Origin of the sequence: Pseudomonas sp. App30, assembly GCF_047947025.1 — a bacterium.
Classification (GTDB): domain Bacteria; phylum Pseudomonadota; class Gammaproteobacteria; order Pseudomonadales; family Pseudomonadaceae; genus Aquipseudomonas.
In genome coordinates this window covers 128,609-146,091 of the sequence record NZ_CP133166.1, presented here as the reverse complement: position 1 = coordinate 146,091, position 17,483 = coordinate 128,609, and the positions used below count along the sequence as shown (strand labels likewise).

The 17,483-nt window shown below is 60.6% G+C and carries 20 protein-coding genes; 13 read left to right on the top strand and 7 right to left on the bottom strand.

The annotated features are described in order from the left end of the window. The 9 genes from RAM80_RS31675 to RAM80_RS31635 all read left to right on the top strand — a co-directional run bounded on the left by RAM80_RS31675 (position 1) and on the right by RAM80_RS31635 (position 8,258). Entirely contained in the window at positions 1-1,377 is a 1,377-nt protein-coding gene (locus RAM80_RS31675; protein WP_416427812.1) for a cytochrome ubiquinol oxidase subunit I, read from the top strand. Further along, positions 1,370-2,365 carry a cytochrome d ubiquinol oxidase subunit II gene (gene cydB / locus RAM80_RS31670; RefSeq protein ID WP_416427653.1) on the top strand — a complete coding sequence of 332 codons (996 nt, stop codon included), beginning with the start codon at positions 1,370-1,372 and terminating at the stop codon, positions 2,363-2,365. The genes RAM80_RS31675 and cydB overlap by 8 nt, the downstream gene beginning before the upstream one ends. Before the next feature lie 178 nt (positions 2,366-2,543). Continuing rightward, positions 2,544-3,431, top strand: a complete 888-nt coding sequence (locus RAM80_RS31665) for a manganese catalase family protein (protein WP_416427652.1) — start codon at positions 2,544-2,546, stop codon at positions 3,429-3,431. 115 nt (positions 3,432-3,546) lie between these two features. Then, a complete protein-coding gene (locus RAM80_RS31660) occupies positions 3,547-4,905 on the top strand; it encodes an iron-containing redox enzyme family protein (RefSeq protein WP_416427651.1) in 1,359 nt (452 codons plus the stop codon). Then, a complete protein-coding gene (locus tag RAM80_RS31655; RefSeq protein ID WP_416427650.1) occupies positions 4,905-5,915 on the top strand; it encodes a methyltransferase in 1,011 nt (336 codons plus the stop codon). Before RAM80_RS31660 ends, RAM80_RS31655 begins: the two co-directional genes overlap by 1 nt. After that, positions 5,912-6,376: a short chain dehydrogenase gene (locus tag RAM80_RS31650; protein ID WP_416427649.1), complete on the top strand. Its 465-nt coding sequence runs from the start codon at positions 5,912-5,914 to the stop codon at positions 6,374-6,376. The genes RAM80_RS31655 and RAM80_RS31650 overlap by 4 nt, the downstream gene beginning before the upstream one ends. Positions 6,377-6,577: 201 nt before the next feature. Next, positions 6,578-7,375, top strand: a complete 798-nt coding sequence (locus RAM80_RS31645; protein WP_416427648.1) for an SDR family NAD(P)-dependent oxidoreductase — start codon at positions 6,578-6,580, stop codon at positions 7,373-7,375. A 165-nt stretch (positions 7,376-7,540) separates the two neighbouring features. Continuing rightward, on the top strand, positions 7,541-7,939 hold the full coding sequence (locus RAM80_RS31640; protein WP_416427647.1) for a response regulator: 399 nt from the start codon (positions 7,541-7,543) through the stop codon (positions 7,937-7,939). Positions 7,940-7,955: 16 nt separating this feature from the next. Continuing rightward, complete coding sequence (locus RAM80_RS31635) at positions 7,956-8,258, top strand: hypothetical protein (RefSeq protein WP_416425028.1); 303 nt, start codon at positions 7,956-7,958, stop codon at positions 8,256-8,258. 34 nt (positions 8,259-8,292) lie between these two features. On the opposite strand, the gene RAM80_RS31630 is transcribed toward RAM80_RS31635, so the two are convergent. The 5 genes from RAM80_RS31630 to RAM80_RS31610 form a co-directional block, all read right to left on the bottom strand. Next, a complete protein-coding gene (locus tag RAM80_RS31630) occupies positions 8,293-8,427 on the bottom strand; it encodes a hypothetical protein (RefSeq protein ID WP_416427646.1) in 135 nt (44 codons plus the stop codon). Positions 8,428-8,442: 15 nt separating this feature from the next. Then, positions 8,443-8,901 carry a DNA methylase gene (locus RAM80_RS31625; protein ID WP_416427645.1) on the bottom strand — a complete coding sequence of 153 codons (459 nt, stop codon included), beginning with the start codon at positions 8,899-8,901 and terminating at the stop codon, positions 8,443-8,445. Beyond that, positions 8,898-9,956, bottom strand: a complete 1,059-nt coding sequence (locus tag RAM80_RS31620; RefSeq protein WP_416427644.1) for a M42 family peptidase — start codon at positions 9,954-9,956, stop codon at positions 8,898-8,900. Before RAM80_RS31620 ends, RAM80_RS31625 begins: the two co-directional genes overlap by 4 nt. Positions 9,957-10,026: 70 nt before the next feature. After that, positions 10,027-11,019 carry an SDR family oxidoreductase gene (locus RAM80_RS31615; RefSeq protein ID WP_416427642.1) on the bottom strand — a complete coding sequence of 331 codons (993 nt, stop codon included), beginning with the start codon at positions 11,017-11,019 and terminating at the stop codon, positions 10,027-10,029. A 24-nt stretch (positions 11,020-11,043) separates the two neighbouring features. Beyond that, entirely contained in the window at positions 11,044-11,226 is a 183-nt protein-coding gene (locus tag RAM80_RS31610; RefSeq protein WP_416427641.1) for a hypothetical protein, read from the bottom strand. 203 nt (positions 11,227-11,429) lie between these two features. Between RAM80_RS31610 and RAM80_RS31605 the strand changes: the two genes are divergently transcribed. Both RAM80_RS31605 and RAM80_RS31600 read left to right on the top strand, forming a co-directional pair. Beyond that, positions 11,430-12,287 carry an SDR family oxidoreductase gene (locus RAM80_RS31605; RefSeq protein WP_416427640.1) on the top strand — a complete coding sequence of 286 codons (858 nt, stop codon included), beginning with the start codon at positions 11,430-11,432 and terminating at the stop codon, positions 12,285-12,287. After that, the gene (locus RAM80_RS31600) at positions 12,284-12,544 is read left to right on the top strand and encodes a hypothetical protein (RefSeq protein ID WP_416427639.1); all 261 of its coding nucleotides are present in this window, start codon (positions 12,284-12,286) and stop codon (positions 12,542-12,544) included. Before RAM80_RS31605 ends, RAM80_RS31600 begins: the two co-directional genes overlap by 4 nt. A 497-nt stretch (positions 12,545-13,041) precedes the next feature. Here the strand turns inward: RAM80_RS31600 and umuC are convergent, their stop codons facing one another. Together umuC and RAM80_RS31590 are read right to left on the bottom strand one after the other, a co-directional pair. Further along, a complete protein-coding gene (gene umuC, locus RAM80_RS31595; protein WP_416427811.1) occupies positions 13,042-14,322 on the bottom strand; it encodes a translesion error-prone DNA polymerase V subunit UmuC in 1,281 nt (426 codons plus the stop codon). Next, positions 14,309-14,743 (bottom strand): LexA family protein, encoded by a 435-nt coding sequence (locus tag RAM80_RS31590; RefSeq protein ID WP_268150780.1) that lies wholly within the window; start codon positions 14,741-14,743, stop codon positions 14,309-14,311. Before RAM80_RS31590 ends, umuC begins: the two co-directional genes overlap by 14 nt. A gap of 304 nt (positions 14,744-15,047) precedes the next feature. On the opposite strand from RAM80_RS31590, the gene RAM80_RS31585 reads away from it, so the two are divergent. After that, the gene (locus tag RAM80_RS31585) at positions 15,048-15,272 is read left to right on the top strand and encodes a hypothetical protein (RefSeq protein WP_416427638.1); all 225 of its coding nucleotides are present in this window, start codon (positions 15,048-15,050) and stop codon (positions 15,270-15,272) included. Between the two features lie 832 nt (positions 15,273-16,104). Continuing rightward, positions 16,105-17,454, top strand: coding sequence for a carbohydrate porin (locus tag RAM80_RS31580; RefSeq protein ID WP_416427637.1), 1,350 nt, complete (start codon positions 16,105-16,107; stop codon positions 17,452-17,454). Positions 17,455-17,483: the final 29 nt, after the last annotated feature.

Genomic DNA, 17,483 nt, shown 5'->3' with positions numbered 1-17,483 from the left:
CTGGCTGACGCGGCCCCGGCGCTGCTGGCCGCTCGGATTCAGTTTGCCACCACCATCAGCTTTCATATCGTGCTGGCCGCTTTCAGCCTGGGCCTGGCCCAGTGGCTGCTGGTGCTGGAGGCTATGTGGCTGTGGCGCGGCAATGCCCACGCGATGAACCTGTACCGCCGCTGGCTGAAGGTATTTGCCTTGACCGTGGCGGTGGGCACGGCCTCGGGGTTGGTGATGGAATACCAGTTCGGCCTCAACTGGGCACCACTGGCCAATCAGGCGGGCGCGATCATCGGGCCGCTGATGTTCTATGAGGTGCTGGTGGCGTTCTTCCTCGAGGCCGGATTTCTAGGGGTCATGTTGTTTGGCCTGCAACGGGTCGGGCCCCGGCTGCACTTTTTTGCCACCTGCGCGGTGGCGGCCGGCTCATTGGCCAGCGCCTTCTGGATTCTGGCAGCCAACTCGTGGATGCAGACCCCGGCAGGCTATTCCATCGACGCGGCGGGGCACTTTGTGGCCGAAGATTGGTGGGCAATCGTGTTCAACCCCTCGTTCCCGTATCGCCTGGCGCACATGATTGTCGCCGCGCTGCTGGGCACCGCCAGCCTGGTGGCCGGCGCCGGCGGCTGGCAACTGCTTCACGCCCCCGACAATCCGCGTGCGCGGTTGCAATACTCCATGGCCTTGTGGGTGCTGGCCGTTGCCATGCCGCTACAAATCGTGGTGGGCGACCTGCATGGCGAGCATAGCCTGGCCGTGCAGCCGCAGAAAGTGGCGGCCATCGAGGGTACGTGGAACCGGCCGCCTCCCGGTGCCGGCGAAGCGCTGCGGCTGTTCGCACTGCCGGACATGGCCGCACGGCGTAATGACTACGAGTGGGCCATACCCCGCGTCGCGTCGCTTTACCTGACCCACGACCTGCACGGCACCATCGCCGGGCTGAACCAGTTCCCGGAGCAGGACAACCCGCCGATGCTGCCCGTATTCCTGGCCTTCCGCGTGATGGTGGGGCTAGGGGTGTTGATGCTATTGCAAGGCCTGGCGGGGCTGTGGCTGCGGCGTCGACGCCGCCTTGCCACCACCCGCTGGCTGCAGCGTGTCAGCGTGACGATGGCGCCCGCCGGCTTCCTGGCAATGCTCAGTGGCTGGGTGGTCACCGAGGTGGGCAGGCAACCGTTTACGGTATATGGGCTGCTGCGCACGGCAGACAGCCTGTCGCCGGTTTCTGCCGCCCAGGTATCAACGGCGACAGCGGCCATCCTGGTGTTCTACACGCTGGTATTCGCCGTGGGGCTGTGGTTGCTGTTGCGCCTTCTCAGGCAGCCGCCGGATGCGCAGGAAGCCGGGCCGCAGCCGGGGCTGCCTGGGGCACGCGACCATGGCTGAGCCAAGCTGGCTAACCCTGCTCAGTGCTGGCGCCCTCGGCTTCTCGGTGCTGGCGTACGTGCTGCTGGACGGCACCGACCTGGGCGTCGGCATGCTGGTGGCGCTGGAGCGCCGTGAGGCACACCGGCAGGTCATGGTGCTGTCGATCCTGCCGGTGTGGGACGCTAATGAAACCTGGCTGGTGCTGGGCGGCGGGGGCCTGCTGGCGCTGTTCCCCCAAGCCTACGCCTTGCTGTTGCCGGCCCTTTATGTCCCCTTCCTGGTGATGTTCGCCGCGCTGGTGTTGCGCGCCATGGCCCTGGAGTTTCGCGAGCACGTCAGCCGGAAGCGCTTGCCAGAAGCGGTGCTGGTGCTGGGCTCGCTGATTGCCACGCTGGCCCAGGGGCTGATCATGGGCACCCTGCTCCAAGGCATCACCTGGGCGCCGGCTGCTACCGGCGGCCAGTTCAACGGCAGCGGCTGGGAATGGCTGCGGCCCTTCCCGCTGTTTTGCGCCGTGGCCCACGTCAGCGGTTATCTATGGTTGGGCAGTTGCTGGCTGTACTGGCGCACCCAGGGGCCACTGCAAGGGCGCAGCAAACGCCAGGCTGCATGGCTGGCCCCCATTGCGGTGGTGCTGGTGGCGGGCGTTGTGGCCTGGGCCTCCCTGCTCAATGAGCACTACGCCGAACGGCTGTTGCAGCTCAGCCTGCTGCCCCCTGCCACGGGACTGGTGGCCGCGCTAATGGTGCTGTTTGCCCTTGGCCTGCGTGGGCGAAGGGATGCCTTGCCATTGGTGGCGGCACTGGGAATGGTGGTGCTGGGTTTCGGCCTCCTGGCCTTTGCGGTGTTCCCGCTCATCGTGCCGCCTGCCCTTACCCTCGCCCAGGCCGCCGCCGGGCCGCGCACACAGATATTCGTATTGGTGGGTTTCGCGGTATGGGTGCCGATTACGCTGGCGTACAACACGTTTGGCTTCAGTTTGTTCGCTGGCAAAATTCGTGGGTGAAGGGTGTACCGGCTGTCAGCCTGAAGGGAGGAATCAGGCAGCGCCACGGTCGATCCCTTCGGTCACCTGCCTACTAAACAAATGTAACGATGACGAGTCACGCCTACTCGGACAATTAGAGGGGGTTGCACGGTCGTCCTGACCCGTGCGCGCCCACCTCGCCTGAGAGGTACTCACCATGTTCCTGCATAATAAACGTCTGCAATACACCGTGCGCGTCGCGCAGCCCAACCCGGGCCTGGCCAATCTGCTGCTCGAGCAATTCGGCGGCGCCCAAGGTGAACTGGCCGCTGCGTCGCGCTACTTCACCCAAGCCCTGGCCGAGGACGATCCAGGCCGCAAGGATCTGTTGATGGATATCGCCACCGAAGAGCTCAGCCACCTGGAAATCGTCGGTTCCATCATCGTCATGCTCAACAAGGGCGCCAAGGGTCGCCTGGCCGAGGGCGTCGACGAGGAAGGCGAGCTGTACCGCGCCATCAACGGCGCTGGCAATGACTCGCACATCACCGCGCTGCTGTATGGCTGTGGCGCCCCATTGACCAACTCCGCCGGCGTGCCCTGGACCTCCGCCTACGTGGACACCATTGGCGAGCCCACCGCCGACCTGCGTTCGAACATTGCCGCCGAGTCGCGGGCCAAAATCGTCTACGAACGCCTGATGAACGTCACGGATGATCCCGGCGTGAAAGAAGCACTCGGCTTTCTGATGACCCGCGAGATCGCTCACCAACTGTCCTTCGAGAAAGCGCTGCATGCGATCCAGCCGAATTTCCCCCAAGGCAAGCTACCGGGCATGCCGGAGTTCACCAACGTGTATTTCAACATGTCCCAAGGGGACGGCGAAGTACGCGGGCCTTGGAACAGCGGCGAGGAATGGGAGTTTGTCGCCAGCCCTGAACCGGCCGTGGATGGCGGTGACGGCAGCGCGAGCGTTGAGCTTGATGAAGAGGACCAGGCGCTGTTGCTCCAACTCAGTACCCGTACCGAGTCCGACCCCGCCAGCGACCCGGTAACCGGTGCCGACCTGGGTTCAGGTGGGCAGCCGGACCCTGAGGAAGCATAAGGACGTCGGCGGCGGGAAGCGGCTGGTTCCTGCCAATGTCACCGTCTGCGAATCAGGTTGAATTTTCGTCGCCCCGCCGGTTTCACATGGGTACACAACGACAAAGTATCCCGCCATGACCGTTCTCAAGCCCCTTGCTGCCATAGCCTCCCTGCCCTGCGCCGAGTCCCGCGACGCAGTGAACGTCTACCACGACTTGCTGCAAGGTGGGGGGCGACTCGGCGAGCACGGCCTGCGCTCGTTCCTCAACCAGCACTTGGCGGCCGCTGCCGCCCTGCCCTGCGAACTGCCGGATGACCCTGCCGCATTCGCCGGCTGGATGACCGCGAAAGTGAAGCATGTCGCGCAGGACTACGCTCATTACCTGGAGAAGCGCCACGAGGGCGCCCCGCGCCGCTATTTCAGCTGCAAGGCCCACGCGCTGTATTTCCTGCAGCAGGTGGCGCCCAGCAAGTTGGTGGATGGCGCCTGGCTGTACGGCACACTGCAACACGTCGACGACTGGCGTTACCAGGGCCTGATTCGCACCTATCTTGAAGAGCTGGGCGACGGTGAACCCGCCCTCAACCATGTGGCGCTGTACCGCAAACTGCTCGCCGACCACGACTGCGCCGCCACCCAGCCCCTGGATGCCGGCCTGTACGTGCAGGGTGCACTGCAACTGGCGCTGGGCACGGTAGGCGATGACTACCTGCCGGAGCTGATTGGCTACAACCTGGGCTACGAACAGCTGCCGCTGCATTTGCTGATTACCTCGTTCGAACTCAACGAGTTGGGTATCGACCCTTACTATTTCACCCTGCACGTCACTATCGACAACGCCAGCTGCGGGCACGCGCGCAAAGCCATCGAGGCCGTGTTTGCATTCCTGGCCGAGAGCCCCGTACCCGCCCAATTCCTGCAACGCATGCGCGCCGGCTATAACCTGAATGAATTGGGCGTGGGTTCGACAGGGGTGATCCAGGCCTTCGACCTTGCGCGTGAAGTGGTGGCCATGCTCGAGCGCAAACGCGAGTTCGGCCAGCACATGCATTCGGACTACTGCCGACTGGACGGCAAGACGGTCAACCAGTGGCTGCAGAAGCCCGGGCAAATTCCGGCATTTCTCGACGCTCTCCAGGCCACGGGCTGGATCAAGCGCCACCAGGACCCAGCCTTGAGCCGGTTCTGGCAGTTGATAGACGGCCCTGGCGCCGCCATGTTTGGCGTATTCAACGGCTATGAGCAACAACTGCTGCACGACTGGATTGCCGGCAGCTGGCAGGCCAGCCAGGAAGGTCGCCCCTTCCGCGCCCGCTTTCGCCGCCGCAGTGCGGCCCAGCCCGAAGGCGACGCTGCCGAGCCGCTGGCCACGGCGCCTGACGCCTTGCGCTGCCTGCTCCCGCAGTTAAGTCCAGCCCACCATGCAACGCCCGATGGCATGCGCGCAACGCGCGCTTTCAGCCGGCTGCTCAGCAGCGCAGGAGCTCAATAATGCTTTCACAGCCCCTGCATTCAACGCCCCCGGCCGCAGACGCTGACGATTTGGGCTGCGACCTGGCTATCCTGCAACTGGGCCGTCGCCTGCAAGCGTCTGGCTACCGTTTTACCACCGTTACCCCGCTGAGCCACCAACGCAACAATGCACGCGCCGAAAACCGGGTGGCCCGGCATGTGCGCGATGTATTCGGCTGGAGCCGGCCGTTCGCCCGTGAATTGCTGCCTGCGGCCGACTTCGATGCACTGGCCAGCGGCGGCGTGCTGCGCGAGCACGCGGGCCTGTGGGCCAGCGATATCCGCTGGTCCAGCCTGAACGACCTGCTACTGGTGCATTCCGCATACCCCACAGTGGCCCATGATGCCGTGTTCTTTGGCCCGGATACTTACCGCTTCGCCCAAGCCATGGAGGCGCACCTGCTTAGCCGTACCCAGCCTATCGAACGCGCCGTGGACATTGGCTGCGGCAGCGGCGTTGGCGCGCTGCTGATAGGCCGGGCCCGCCCCGCCGCCCAGGTGCTGGCTGTCGACATCAACCCCACGGCGCTGCGTTACACCGCTGTCAACGCGGCACTGGCCGGCGTGAACAACGTCACCGCCTGGCACAGCGACATCCTTGCTGGCACCGAAGGTGACTTTGACCTGATCGTCGCCAACCCGCCGTACATGCACGACACCCAAGGGCGGGCCTACCGCGATGGCGGCGAAGGCCTCGGTTCGGCGCTGTCGGTGCGCATCGCCGCCCAGGCGCTGGGGCGCCTGCGACCGGGCGGCACGCTGCTGCTGTATACCGGTGCGCCTTCTGTTGAGGGCCAGGATCTGTTTCTGCAGCAGGTCCAGCCATTGCTGGGGGCCTCAGGGTTTCAATGGGACTACCGGGAATTGGACCCCGACGTGTTCGGTGAAGAGCTGGACACTCCCAGCTACCGGACTGCAGAGCGTATAGCCGCGGTGCTGATAACGGTCACGCGACTACCCCGAACATTACCCGGAGATCTGCCAACATGAGTTCATTAAGTGGTATGAAGCCAGGCGAAAGGTACAACATCGAACACCCAGTCGACGGCCCCCATTTTCCCGGATTCTTCCTGGACGAAAAGTATTACCTGAGCCCCGACCTGTTGACCGCGGTGGGCTGGCTCGAAGACCAGCAATTCTTGTACGACGCGCTGGACGGCAACGGTGAACCGTTATTTCCCGAACGCAGAGTGGGCTTTATCGAAGACTTGATGCTGACCTTGCACGACGGCTCGCAGTTGCGCCTCGCGGTACTCCCCGTCCACCTCGACGCTGATGAGGCGCACGAACCCTGGGCCGCCTCAATGCCTGCGACCGCAATGCCCACGCCATCGGGAACACCCGTCCAAGGTGGATCAAATCCCGGACGCTTGAGCCGTGCCCTATGTGCCCTGGTGGCGGTGGGCGTTGGCGCATACCTGATGGCCCGCCTTTATCGCCGGCGTCATTAAGAGGCTGGTCCAATCACAGTTATCGAAAGTTTCTCTACCCGGTAGTAGTGGTGGTCACGCGCAGAAATGCGTCAGTCGGTTGCTCGATAGCCACCCGCCTTTTTTCTCGTATTTTATTGGAGCCACTGTACCTCAGCGTTTGTCGAACCATCAGTGCCGGTCATATGCAACCGGCTTGATTGTTTCGACGAAGAGGTTCGCATGGATCTTGGAATAACAGGGCGCGTCGCGCTGATAACGGGCGCCAGTGGCGGTATAGGTCAAGCAATAGCGCGGCTATTGAGTGAAGAAGGCGTCCTTCTGGTGCTGACCGATCGTGATGAAGGCGCCTTGCAGGCTGCGTTCGCCAACCTGCCCGGCGAACGGCTGTTGGTGGCGGCAGATGTCACAAACCAGCATGCCGTAAACCAGGTGGTGGCTGATGGCGAATCACATTTCGGTAAAATCGACATCGTCGTGCACACTGCCGGGGTTACCGGTGCCAAAGGCGATCCTCTCGAAATCTCTGATGCTGACTACGAAGAGGCCTGGCAAACTGACTTCTTCTCTTCGGTGCGCGTAGCACGCGCCACCATTCCACGCATGCGCCCACGGGGGTGGGGGCGATTTGTGTGTATCACCTCGGAAAATGCCGCGCAGCCCTACTACGATGAGGCCGTGTACAACGTTGCCAAGGCTGCCCTCGCTGCGTGGGTAAAGAACCTCTCGTACAAGGAAGCCGAGCATGGCGTGTTGTGCAACACCGTGGCTCCCGCGTTCATCGAAACAGGAATGACCAATGACATGATGCGCAAGCGAGCCGAGAAGCTCGGCGTCTCTTTTGAACAAGCGGTTGAGAGTTTTCTCAAGGAAGAGCGGCCCGGCATCGTGCAACAGCGGCGAGGACAGCCGGAGGAAGTGGCAGCGGTGATCGCGCTGCTGGTCTCGCATCGGGGGTCTTTCATAAACGGCAGCAATGTTCGAGTGGACGGTGGGTCGGTGCAAGCGGTGCAGCAGTAGTCGTTTACGGGTAACGCACAGAAAACTTTAAACGGGCCTCCAGTTTGCAATTGCTGACGTGGGAACGTCGCGCTGCCAATACAGTCGAATTGTGGTCCAGCTATTTGGCAGAGCGCGGACACAACTTTAGAATGACGAAATCATGGCATCTCAAGGCCCCCACCGATGATGAACAGCAGCCTGAATTCGTTTCGCCTGGAGGGCGATATCGTCGTGGTCGAGGACGATCCATTGCTCAGAAGGCTAATGGGGGACATCCTTGCCGATCTCAGCGACACTTGTCACAGCTTCCAGAACTGTGACGACGCACTGGTTTATCTATTGCAATCGGGGGGGTGCGCCGCTGTGGTGGCTGATCACGATGTTCCGGGGCAGCTCCACGGCGCGGAATTCCTCGGCATGGTCGCGGAAAAATGGCCGGGGACAGTGACGGTTTTGATGAGTGGCTTCGCTCTGGAGGACATTCCGGTGAAACCTGGAATCGTCTGCCTGGCCAAACCATGGTCGGCCGAGAGCCTGATCAAGGCACTGAGATCGTTTGCAGAACCGGTCACGGATAGTTGAGTGTCAAGAGACGATTATGGATCAGTGGCACCGAAAATATCTTGGTAGTGGCATTCAGGTATACGCATCTTTGCGCAATCTTCGCGAGGTTCGATACCAACTCGACCGTCAGGTGACGCCCGACCGTGGGTTCATTGTGCTTCTTGATATTGAACGGGACGACATGTCCGCGTACTTCCCACCTGGAAATGATCTTGTTGTGCAAGCGTTAGAAGCGGTTCGCTGCCCGCCACCGGGCGTTGCTTCCGAGAGGGTCAGGGAGTTCTCTCGCGAAGACTTTCCTATCAAGCCGGTATTTCTAGAGCTAAATTTGTTTTGAATTCAGGCGGTTGTCGCATACCTATCCAGCCCCCTCACTCGTCCTCGGGCTCATCATCCGCCTCGTCGTCGGAAGGCTCATCGCGTTCTTTCCGATTCTTGGCGGGGTCGTTGACGAAAGGCACGCGATCGGGACCTTGCTCTTCCAAACCTTCTGTTTGTGGTTGCATAGTTGTTGCTCCTGATCAAGACGGCATGAGGAGATCAGCCGAAGCATCGTGTAGCGTTCCCGCTGCTTCATGCATGAATATCTCCACGGTTTTGGGCCCCACTCCTTCAAAGCTTAGTAGCCAGCGCTCGAAGTCGGCGACCCCGTGAACCCCAGTGCACAACGCACACAGTTGCGGATGCAGTTCCTCGCTAACGCGCTGGCCCAATACCCGCAAGCGCCTCGCGGTGGATTCGTCATATCGCGCATAGCCCGCCTCGCCCAACCACCTGACGAATTGGGCATGACTGCACCTGGCTAATTGTTCAGGCGTGCCCACCCCCTCCTGGTCGACCAGCCGATGAAAAGCCTTCACCGCCACGGAGGTACGAATCCGCTTGCCGATCAAAAAACTGGCCAGCAGCCATTTAAACAGACCGTTGCCACCGGGCTCGTTGATATCAATACCCAAGTCCGCAGCGGTGACGGCGATCATGTTTGCCCCTGGATGAGAAAGCGGGTCAAACTCTTTGCACAGGCCTCTATACCTGCCGGCAACACTACCTCGAAGCCATGGGTGTTCTCGGTGGGGATGGCGATACAACCCGCCCGGCCAAGGGCCCCTACTGCCAATATCGCACTGGCGTCAGAGGCAAAATCCACCAGCAACGCCGGTTGCGGCGTGTAGCCAGCCCGTTGCGTAGCGGCAATCAATGCATCGGTGACCGAACGGGTGTAATGGCCTTTTTCGTCGCCAACGACGACGATGGGGTTTGCCGATAGCTCGGTGCCATACTCCGTTGCAATCGGGCCGACTTCCACCGCAACGGCGGTACGACATGGCAAATGGTGTGCTGCGAACAGTGCCCCTGCGTTGGTTTCCTCCTCCATGGTGGTGAAGGCGAAGTACGTGTCCTGGGCTAAGCGGCTTGGCGTTAGGGCAACCATGGCAGCCGCTTGCAGGACTGCTACCACAGGTGCGCGGTCATCCATGAAGTGCGCGCCAATAGCATCCTGAAGGTAAAACGGCGTGCGCCAGTGCTGGCTGAGCACCACTCGGGTGCCAGCTCGAATGCCTTGCTCCTCCAATTGCCTGCGGCTTTGCCGGGTGACCACGTGCACGTCTCGCCAGTGCACATTGCCATCCTGAACGTCGGCTCCCTGCGGCGATTGCCGAGTCACATGCATGCTGCCAAACGAAAGCACGCCAGGCAGCACGGCAGCATCGCCCAGAATATCGACCGGGCACATGCCGAAGTTGACCGGGTTGGCGCCGCCCAATGCGGTGACCCGCAATGAACCATCGTCGTTGATGGTGCGGACTGCCATGGCGATTTCGTCCAGATGCGCCATGATCAGCATGCCGGATCGCGCAGCTTGGGCATGGTCGGTGGGAGCGCTGAGCGCGCGAATCAGCCCAATCAGGTTTCCTGCATCATCGATCCAGGTTTCATCACAATGCTCGCGCAGTTCGCGCTCGCATATCACCCGCACCTCTTCCTCTTCGCCCCCGGGGCCTCTGGCGTACAGCAGTTCTTCAAGCAGTTGCATAGGATGCATCATGACTCCTTGAGTTGCCTTTACCTTCCGGGAAGCGAGCCCGCCACCGGCAATTGGGTACTCAGGGCTGCCCGGCTCCCCCTGAGGCACCGAACACCTGACCGGTCACATACGTGGACTTAGCCGACGCCAGTTGCACGTACAGTGAGGCAATTTCCGCTGGCTGGCCTGGACGTTTGAGCGGCGTGTCACTGCCAAACGCCTTCAGTTTTTCCATGGTTTGACCACCACTGACCTGCAATGGGGTCCAAAACGGTCCAGGCGCAACTGCGTTGACGCGAATTCCTCGATCCGCCAATTGCTTGGCCAAGCACTTGCTGAAGTTGGCGATGCCAGCCTTAGTCATGGAGTAGTCGAGCAGATTCTTCGACGGGTCGTAGGCATTGACCGACGAGGTGTAGACGATGGCGGCTCCCTCCGGCATCAGCGCAACTGCGGCCTTGGTGACCCAGAACATGGCGTAGAGGTTGGTCTTGACCGTCCAGTCGAATTGATCGTCTGGGATATCCAGGATCGAATCGAAGCTGTGCTGGCGGCCGGCGTTGCTGATCAGAACATCCAGCCCACCCAAGGCCTGATGGGCCTGCTGCACCAGGCTTCGACAAAATTCCGGGTCACGCAGATCACCGGGCAACGCCACTGCCTTGCGGCCGGCGTCCTGGATCAACTTCACCACTTCCCTGGCGTCCGTCTCTTCGGCAGGCAAGTAGTTAATGGCGACATCGGCGCCTTCCCGAGCGAAGGCAATCGCCACCGCACGGCCAATACCGGAATCACCGCCGGTGATCAACGCCTTGCGACCGACCAGCTGGCCGCTGCCTTGATAGCTATGCTCGCCGTGATCCGGGCGCGGGCTCATGCTTCCTGCCAGTCCCGGCCAAGGTTGTGACTGCTCGGTAAACGGCGGCTTGGGGAAACCACCCTGCGGGTTACGCAACGGCGCAGTGGCAGTCGCTGTCGCCGCTTGCGCCATTGAAGGTGCGGCGAAACCGACGGCGGCGGTTATGGCAGCACCTTGTAGCAGGTAACGGCGCGAGGGTTTGAAGTCTTCCATGAAAGTGCTCCTGACATTTAAAAGTTACTGGTTGGCTTTGTCTGGTTCGCCGGCCGGGGTGGCCTCGCCAGTGGGCGCATCCGGTTTTTGCATTTGCACGGAAGCCTTGCTGCGGTCAGCGCCCTGGGCAGGGTGATCGGTTTCATTGAAGCAACCTTGCAGCATGAACACGCAGCAGGCCAGACCGAACAGTTGAGTGGTTTTCATGATGGGGTGTCCTTGGTAAGCCGTTACCAAAAGGGAGAGCCGCACGGGCTTGAAAGTTCAGCCCAATTACAGTGCGTGGTTGCCCCTGAGCCCTGCGCGCCCAACGGCCCGCTGGTCGAGGTAGACCGAGATCCGACTCAACTTTTGCCTCGCCTCAGGGTTCTCAAGCGCATACCCGCTGCAAGTTCCAGGAGACCTGAATCATGCGCAACTATCCAAAACCACCTTTCCCCAGCCAGCCTCAAGCAGTGCCGGGATCGCAACGCAAAATGGACCCGGTGCCCGACTGCGGTGAGCAAAGCTACCAAGGCAGCGGCAGATTGGCAGGCAAGATCGCACTTATCACCGGCGCCGACAGCGGCATTGGCCGTGCCGTGGCGATCGCTTTTGCCCGTGAGGGCGCAGACGTTGCTGTCGCCTACCTGGACGAGCACGAAGACGCCCGAGAGACCGCGCGCTGGGTGGAAGCCGCTGGCCGTCAGTGCTTGCTATTGCCAGGCGATGTGGCGAAGAAACAGGTTTGCCAGCAACTGGTCGACGATACGGTCACCCGCTTTGGGCGTATTGATGTGCTGGTCAACAACGCTGCCTTTCAGATGACCCACGAACGCTTCGAGGACATCACGGACGAAGAATGGGTCAAGACTTTCGATATCAACATTACTGCCATGTTCCGCCTCTGCCAGGCCGCCGTGCCCTTCATGTCGGCGGGCGCCTCAATCATCAACACCAGCTCGGTCAATTCCGACACACCGAAGTCGACCCTGCTGGCCTATGCCACAACGAAAGGCGCCATCGCCAACTTCAGCGCCGGCTTAGCGCAGCTACTTGGAGAACGAGGCATACGGGTCAACAGCGTTGCCCCGGGCCCAATCTGGACGCCACTGATCGTGGCCACCATGCCTGATGAAGAGGTGACCCAGTTCGGTTCCCAGACACCGTTGGGACGCCCTGGCCAGCCCGTGGAAGTCGCGCCGATTTATGTGCTGCTGGCCTCGGACGAAGGTAGCTACATCTCCGGCACCCGCTACGGCGTTACTGGCGGCAAGCCCATCCTATGATCGATTGGGTGCAATGGCCGGCAATGGCGGTCACTATTTTTGCCGCCTGGTTCACCGGCTCCACTCAGGCCAGGCGGCGGATCATCGGTTTTTGGTGTTTCATACTCAGCAATGCACTCTGGGTGATTTGGGGCTGGCATGATCATGCCTACGCGCTGATTGCACTGGAGGTGGCGCTGGGCGCAATGAACTTACGAGGATTCAAGAAAAATCTGGGCATGCGCGAAGATGGTGGTAAAGAGGCACGCCGACGCTGAATACGCCGTTGAAACAACGGTGTATTTGACGCTAGCAGTGTCGGAGGGGCGGTTTGGGAACGGGATTGCCAACATTCCCTTTTCCCAAGCCTGCGGACGTCATCTTTGGACCTTTTGATGCCCGTCACTAGTGGCCGCTATCGGCCAGAAGCTGCCCTTCGCCCCCCCCCCCCCGACGGCCAAGGCTCAGTAACGCGCTGTAGCCACTGCCGCCAGGCTGCGCTGGCCGCTGGGTACGCTGAAGAATTCCAGTGTGGTTGAAGGCCAGCGCAGCCTGCGGCAGCGGCTACAGTGCTGGTCCCGGCCGTCCGCAATGGGTCGCAAGCAGACTCTTTTGGGGCCGTCCGCTTTGGGTCGAAAGCAGCCCCTCCCTTTAGTAGTGACAGGTTTTGCAATGCTCAGCTAGAGCACCACGGGATTCCCATCCATATGGAACGAGAAGCCAGTCTCCAAATCCATTCTCGACAGCAACGTGCACTGTTAACGTTCTCCAATCATTATTTGGAGCTTACGGTCCAAAGCTGATCCAAGCGGGTGGTAAAGCTCTGGCTCATCATCTCCCGCCGCATCCCCCAATCAGGATTGGTCGGCACGCTGGCCAGCCGCATGGTGCCCCGCCCCCATCGACCGTTGATGGCATCCATTAGCCCCATGACCTTCTCGGTGGCCGCCGGCTGCGAAATCGAGAACAGGTCCTCGGTGTATTCGCCTTTCTGGCAGAGGCTCAGCAAGAGAACCTCGGCCTTGCTGTACTTGAAACCAGTTCGGTAGATACGGTCCACCGCCTCCACGGCAAGCTTGGTCATCAGCCGGGTATCGTCCGTGGGATAGGGCAATTCGACGACGACCCCATTAGCGTACTTGGCCTCATCGGGGTTGAAGAACCCGGTACGAATGCTCACCCGGACCTTCTTGCAAAGCGACTGCTGCGCCCGCAACTTTTCTGTGGCGCGCGCCATGTAGGTCGCTACTGCCTCTTTAATGGGCACCACATCCGTCAGGCGTTTGCCAAACATCCGGCTGCAACAGATCTCTCGCTTGGGCGGATCCGGCTCGTCCAGCTCAAGGCAGGGTGTGCCGGCCAACTCGCGCGCGGTCTTCTCGATTACCACACTGAAGCGCTTACGCAGCATCCAGGGATCTGCCTTGGAAAGCTCCCAGGCGCTCTTGATACCCATGCCCTCCAGGTGTGTCGTCATCCTCCGGCCGACGCCCCAGACATCCGACGCCGGGCATTTCTTCAGCACCCAGTCGCGTTTTACCTGATCGCGCAGATCCACCACTCCACCGCTTTGTGCCTGCCACTTTTTCGCCGCGTGATTGGCCAGTTTGCTCAAGGTCTTGGTGCCGGCGATCCCCACGCCGACGGGTATGCCGGTGCTCCGGTAAACCTGTGCGCGAATCTGACGGCCAAGCTGCTCCAGGTCACCGGGTACACCGGACAAATCAGCGAACGCTTCATCGATGCTGTAAATCTCGACCTGCGGCACCAGCGATTCAATGACCGTCATGACCCGCTCGCTCATGTCGCCGTACAGCGCGTAGTTCGAGGAGAAGGCGACTATGCCGTGCTGCTTGAGCTTTTGCTTGATCTGGAAGTACGGCTCGCCCATTTTCACGAACGGCTTGGCGTCGGCGCTACGGGCGATGACGCAGCCATCGTTGTTGCTGAGCACCACGATGGGCGTGCTGCGCAGGTCAGGTCTGAACACCCGTTCACAACTTGCGTAAAAGCTGTTGCAGTCGATGAGGGCGAAGACAGGATCAGGCTTTGGGATCATGGGCGCGCACGCTAAAGGTCACGACGCCCCAGACAACCAGCTCATCACCCTCGAGGATGTAGCGCGGAGGGTAGCCGGCATTTTCGGACATCAGAATGATGCTATCTCCCCGCTTGCACAGGCGTTTGCACACCGGTTCGCAATTCACGGCGGCAATCACAATATGGCCGTGCTCGGCAGTGATCGAGCGGTCGACCACGACCAGATCGCCGTCGAAGATCCCAGCCCCCTCCATGCTGCTGCCCGAGATCCGCACCAGGTAGATATGGGGCGCGCGGATCTCCAGCAACTCATCCAGCGAGATGTGCTTCTCGATATGATCGGCTGCGGGTGAAGGAAAGCCGGCAGGGACCTTGAACGAATACAACGGAAGCATGGCCCCGCCCTCACCCAACGGTCCCAGGAATGTGATGCTCATAACGAACGCCTTGCAAAAACTGTATATGCATACAGTAAACGTAAAATCGTCCACCGGGTCAATCTTGGGGGCGAGGTATTTCGACAGGTGGGGGCGCTCGCGCTGGTCGGCGACTGGAATGAAGGGCCGCGCGTCACTCTGGCCGGGCGTAGCCCGATATCGATTAGCCCAACGTCCAGGGTAAGGCGAGAAAGCAACGGCCACCGTATATAGGTCACTGAAAATCGCCTTACACGCCGCCCCTTATCGTAAAAACACCTCTGCGGATCCCGCTGCTAACCTCAGAATTAACCAGGAGGAAACGATGATGACGGCTATTCAAATGTTGCAAAAATTGATGGTGGCGCAAGTGCAAGCCCACCACGCCCTCGGCGCGGCGGTGGAAGAACTAGCGTTGTGGGCTGAAAACAGCGGAGGCATTGAGGCTGCGGTTAATGTGCGGAGCGCCCTGAACGGCTTGGACGAGTCATCGGCTCTGATTGGGGCCTGCTTGGAAATACTTGGCAAAGAAGACATCAATCAGCCCTAAAAACAGAGCGATTCCGCGCGTATTCCCTTCACCCAATTGAAGGCAAGGGGTACGCCTGTACTCCCTCATGATTTTCAGCAGTTCTTCGACCCACCCACCGCCACCGCATGCAGCCAGCACGTATATACGTTCACCCACACCTCAGTTTGCAAGGCGTTTACGGGATTGCAGCCCACTGTACTGAAGGTCAGTGCAATGAATGCAAAACGGTTGAGCTGGCTATCCTTAGCTGCTTGCCAGCTTCGAAAAGATTGTTGATCTGGTAATCGACCGCTTTCGGCCCAGAGTGTGTAAAAACGCAGGCACGGTTTTGAAGTCTGCGCTGCTACGCGAAATCCTTCAGCATTTGGCTAATCAGCGGAGCTGGAAGTTGCATAGGCGCGCGATTTTAGCCCCCAATCAGGCCACCAAAGCTGCTCGAAAGCGTTTTTACCCAGCTTCGGCCAGAAGCGGACGGTCGGATACGCTCAGGATGAACGGCCAGCCCTATGCATCAGCCTATAGGTGCTGGAGTAACTCTTCCTCCCCCCCCGACGCCTTGGCTTTTCTCGGATTCGCCTCCACAGCAGCCAAGCACCTGGTTTCGCTCCCGCCGCTCCCCGGCTGATACAGCCTCATCATTCTTGGGGAGGTTCACCACCCCGTCCCTGCGATAAAGTTTGCTGCGCCCCCTAGTGAGGTTGCACACATCACAAAAGAGGGGCGGCACTCCCGTCACTGCGCCTCTCCTGCAGACCGATGGCAATAACAATTAGCGCCTTGCTCGCCAAGCGCCTCGATATAACGACAAAAAAATCTGCCACACACAGACGCGTGAGGATTGATTGTGCGAATGAAACAGCCACTGACAAGTGTGGAGCTCGGCCTTTCGGCTCTGCTGGCGCTGATCTGGAGCTCAAGCGGCCATTCCGCCGATGCCCTTGCCACTGATTCACCCTGGCTGTTGGGCGACCTGGGTGGCTCTCGCCAGCAATTGGCAACCCAAGGCCTGAACGTGGGCCTGTACTACCTGAGCGAGTTCGCCAATAACACCCACGGGGGCCACGACACCCGTAATGAGACGGTCAGCTCCGACCAGACCGCCTTGATCATCAACTACAACATGGCCCCTACCTTGGGCATAGTGGGTGACTGGAGCCTGGCGATCACCAACCGTGACAACCACCAACTGCTCAATACCACCCGCTTGAATGATCCGCGTGGTCCCTTGACCAACTTGAGCCAGGAAGTGTGGGGCAGCGGGTCGTTCACCCGTATCACCCACTTCACCTATCACCGTGACCTCTTGGATGGTGCAGCAGGCATCAGGGTGGGGCGCATGTCGCCAACCGAGGAATATTTCCCCGACCCACATGGTTGCGATTTCCAGGCACTGCAGAACTGCGGCACGGTGCCTGGCAACAGTAACATCTGGTATGGCTGGCCCGTGGCGACCTGGGGGTTGTCCACCAGCTGGCACATTACTGAGCACGTGTATGTCAAGGCAGGCGTATACCAGCAGAACCCTGATGACCTCAAAAAGTCGCGGGCGTGGTCGTTCAGTTTTAAAGGCGGCAGAGGAGAGATCTATCCCGTGCTGCTCGGCTGGCAGCCTCAGTGGGGGGCAAAGCGTTACGCAGGTAACTATTTCATCGGCGCCTTTTACAGCAACGTCGACAGCAGTGACGTCTACGAAGGCGCCAGCGGTGGCGCGCAAGCAATGAATCCTTCCGCAGGGTTTAAGCAGCGCACCGACCGCAAGAGCGCCTGGGTCTATGCCAGCCAGCAACTGACAGGACCGGGCGGCAGCAGTGCCCAGGGCCTGCAGATGTTTGCCAATGCCGAAGTCAACGATCCGCGAACCTCGGTGATCCACTACGTCTACGGGGCAGGCCTCTATTACACCGGCCCCTTCGCCAACCGCCCCCGCGACGTCATCGGTTTCGCCACCACCGTGACCCATATCAATGACCGCTGGGCCAGAAACCAGGCGCTCAACAACGTGATGCAGGGCTATGACAGCGATGCCCCTCTGTACTCCCCTGGGGTGTCACAAGAGCTCAATAGCGAGCTCTATTACCGCTGGCAGGCCACGGGCTCAGTCTATCTGCAACCCGGCGTCCAGTATTACCGACACCCCGGAGCCGTAGACTCGGTGCCTGATGCCGTAGTGCTTGCCTTGAGGATGGGCGTGTCGTTCTAGTCAACAGAAACCTCATGGGTCTCAATGCA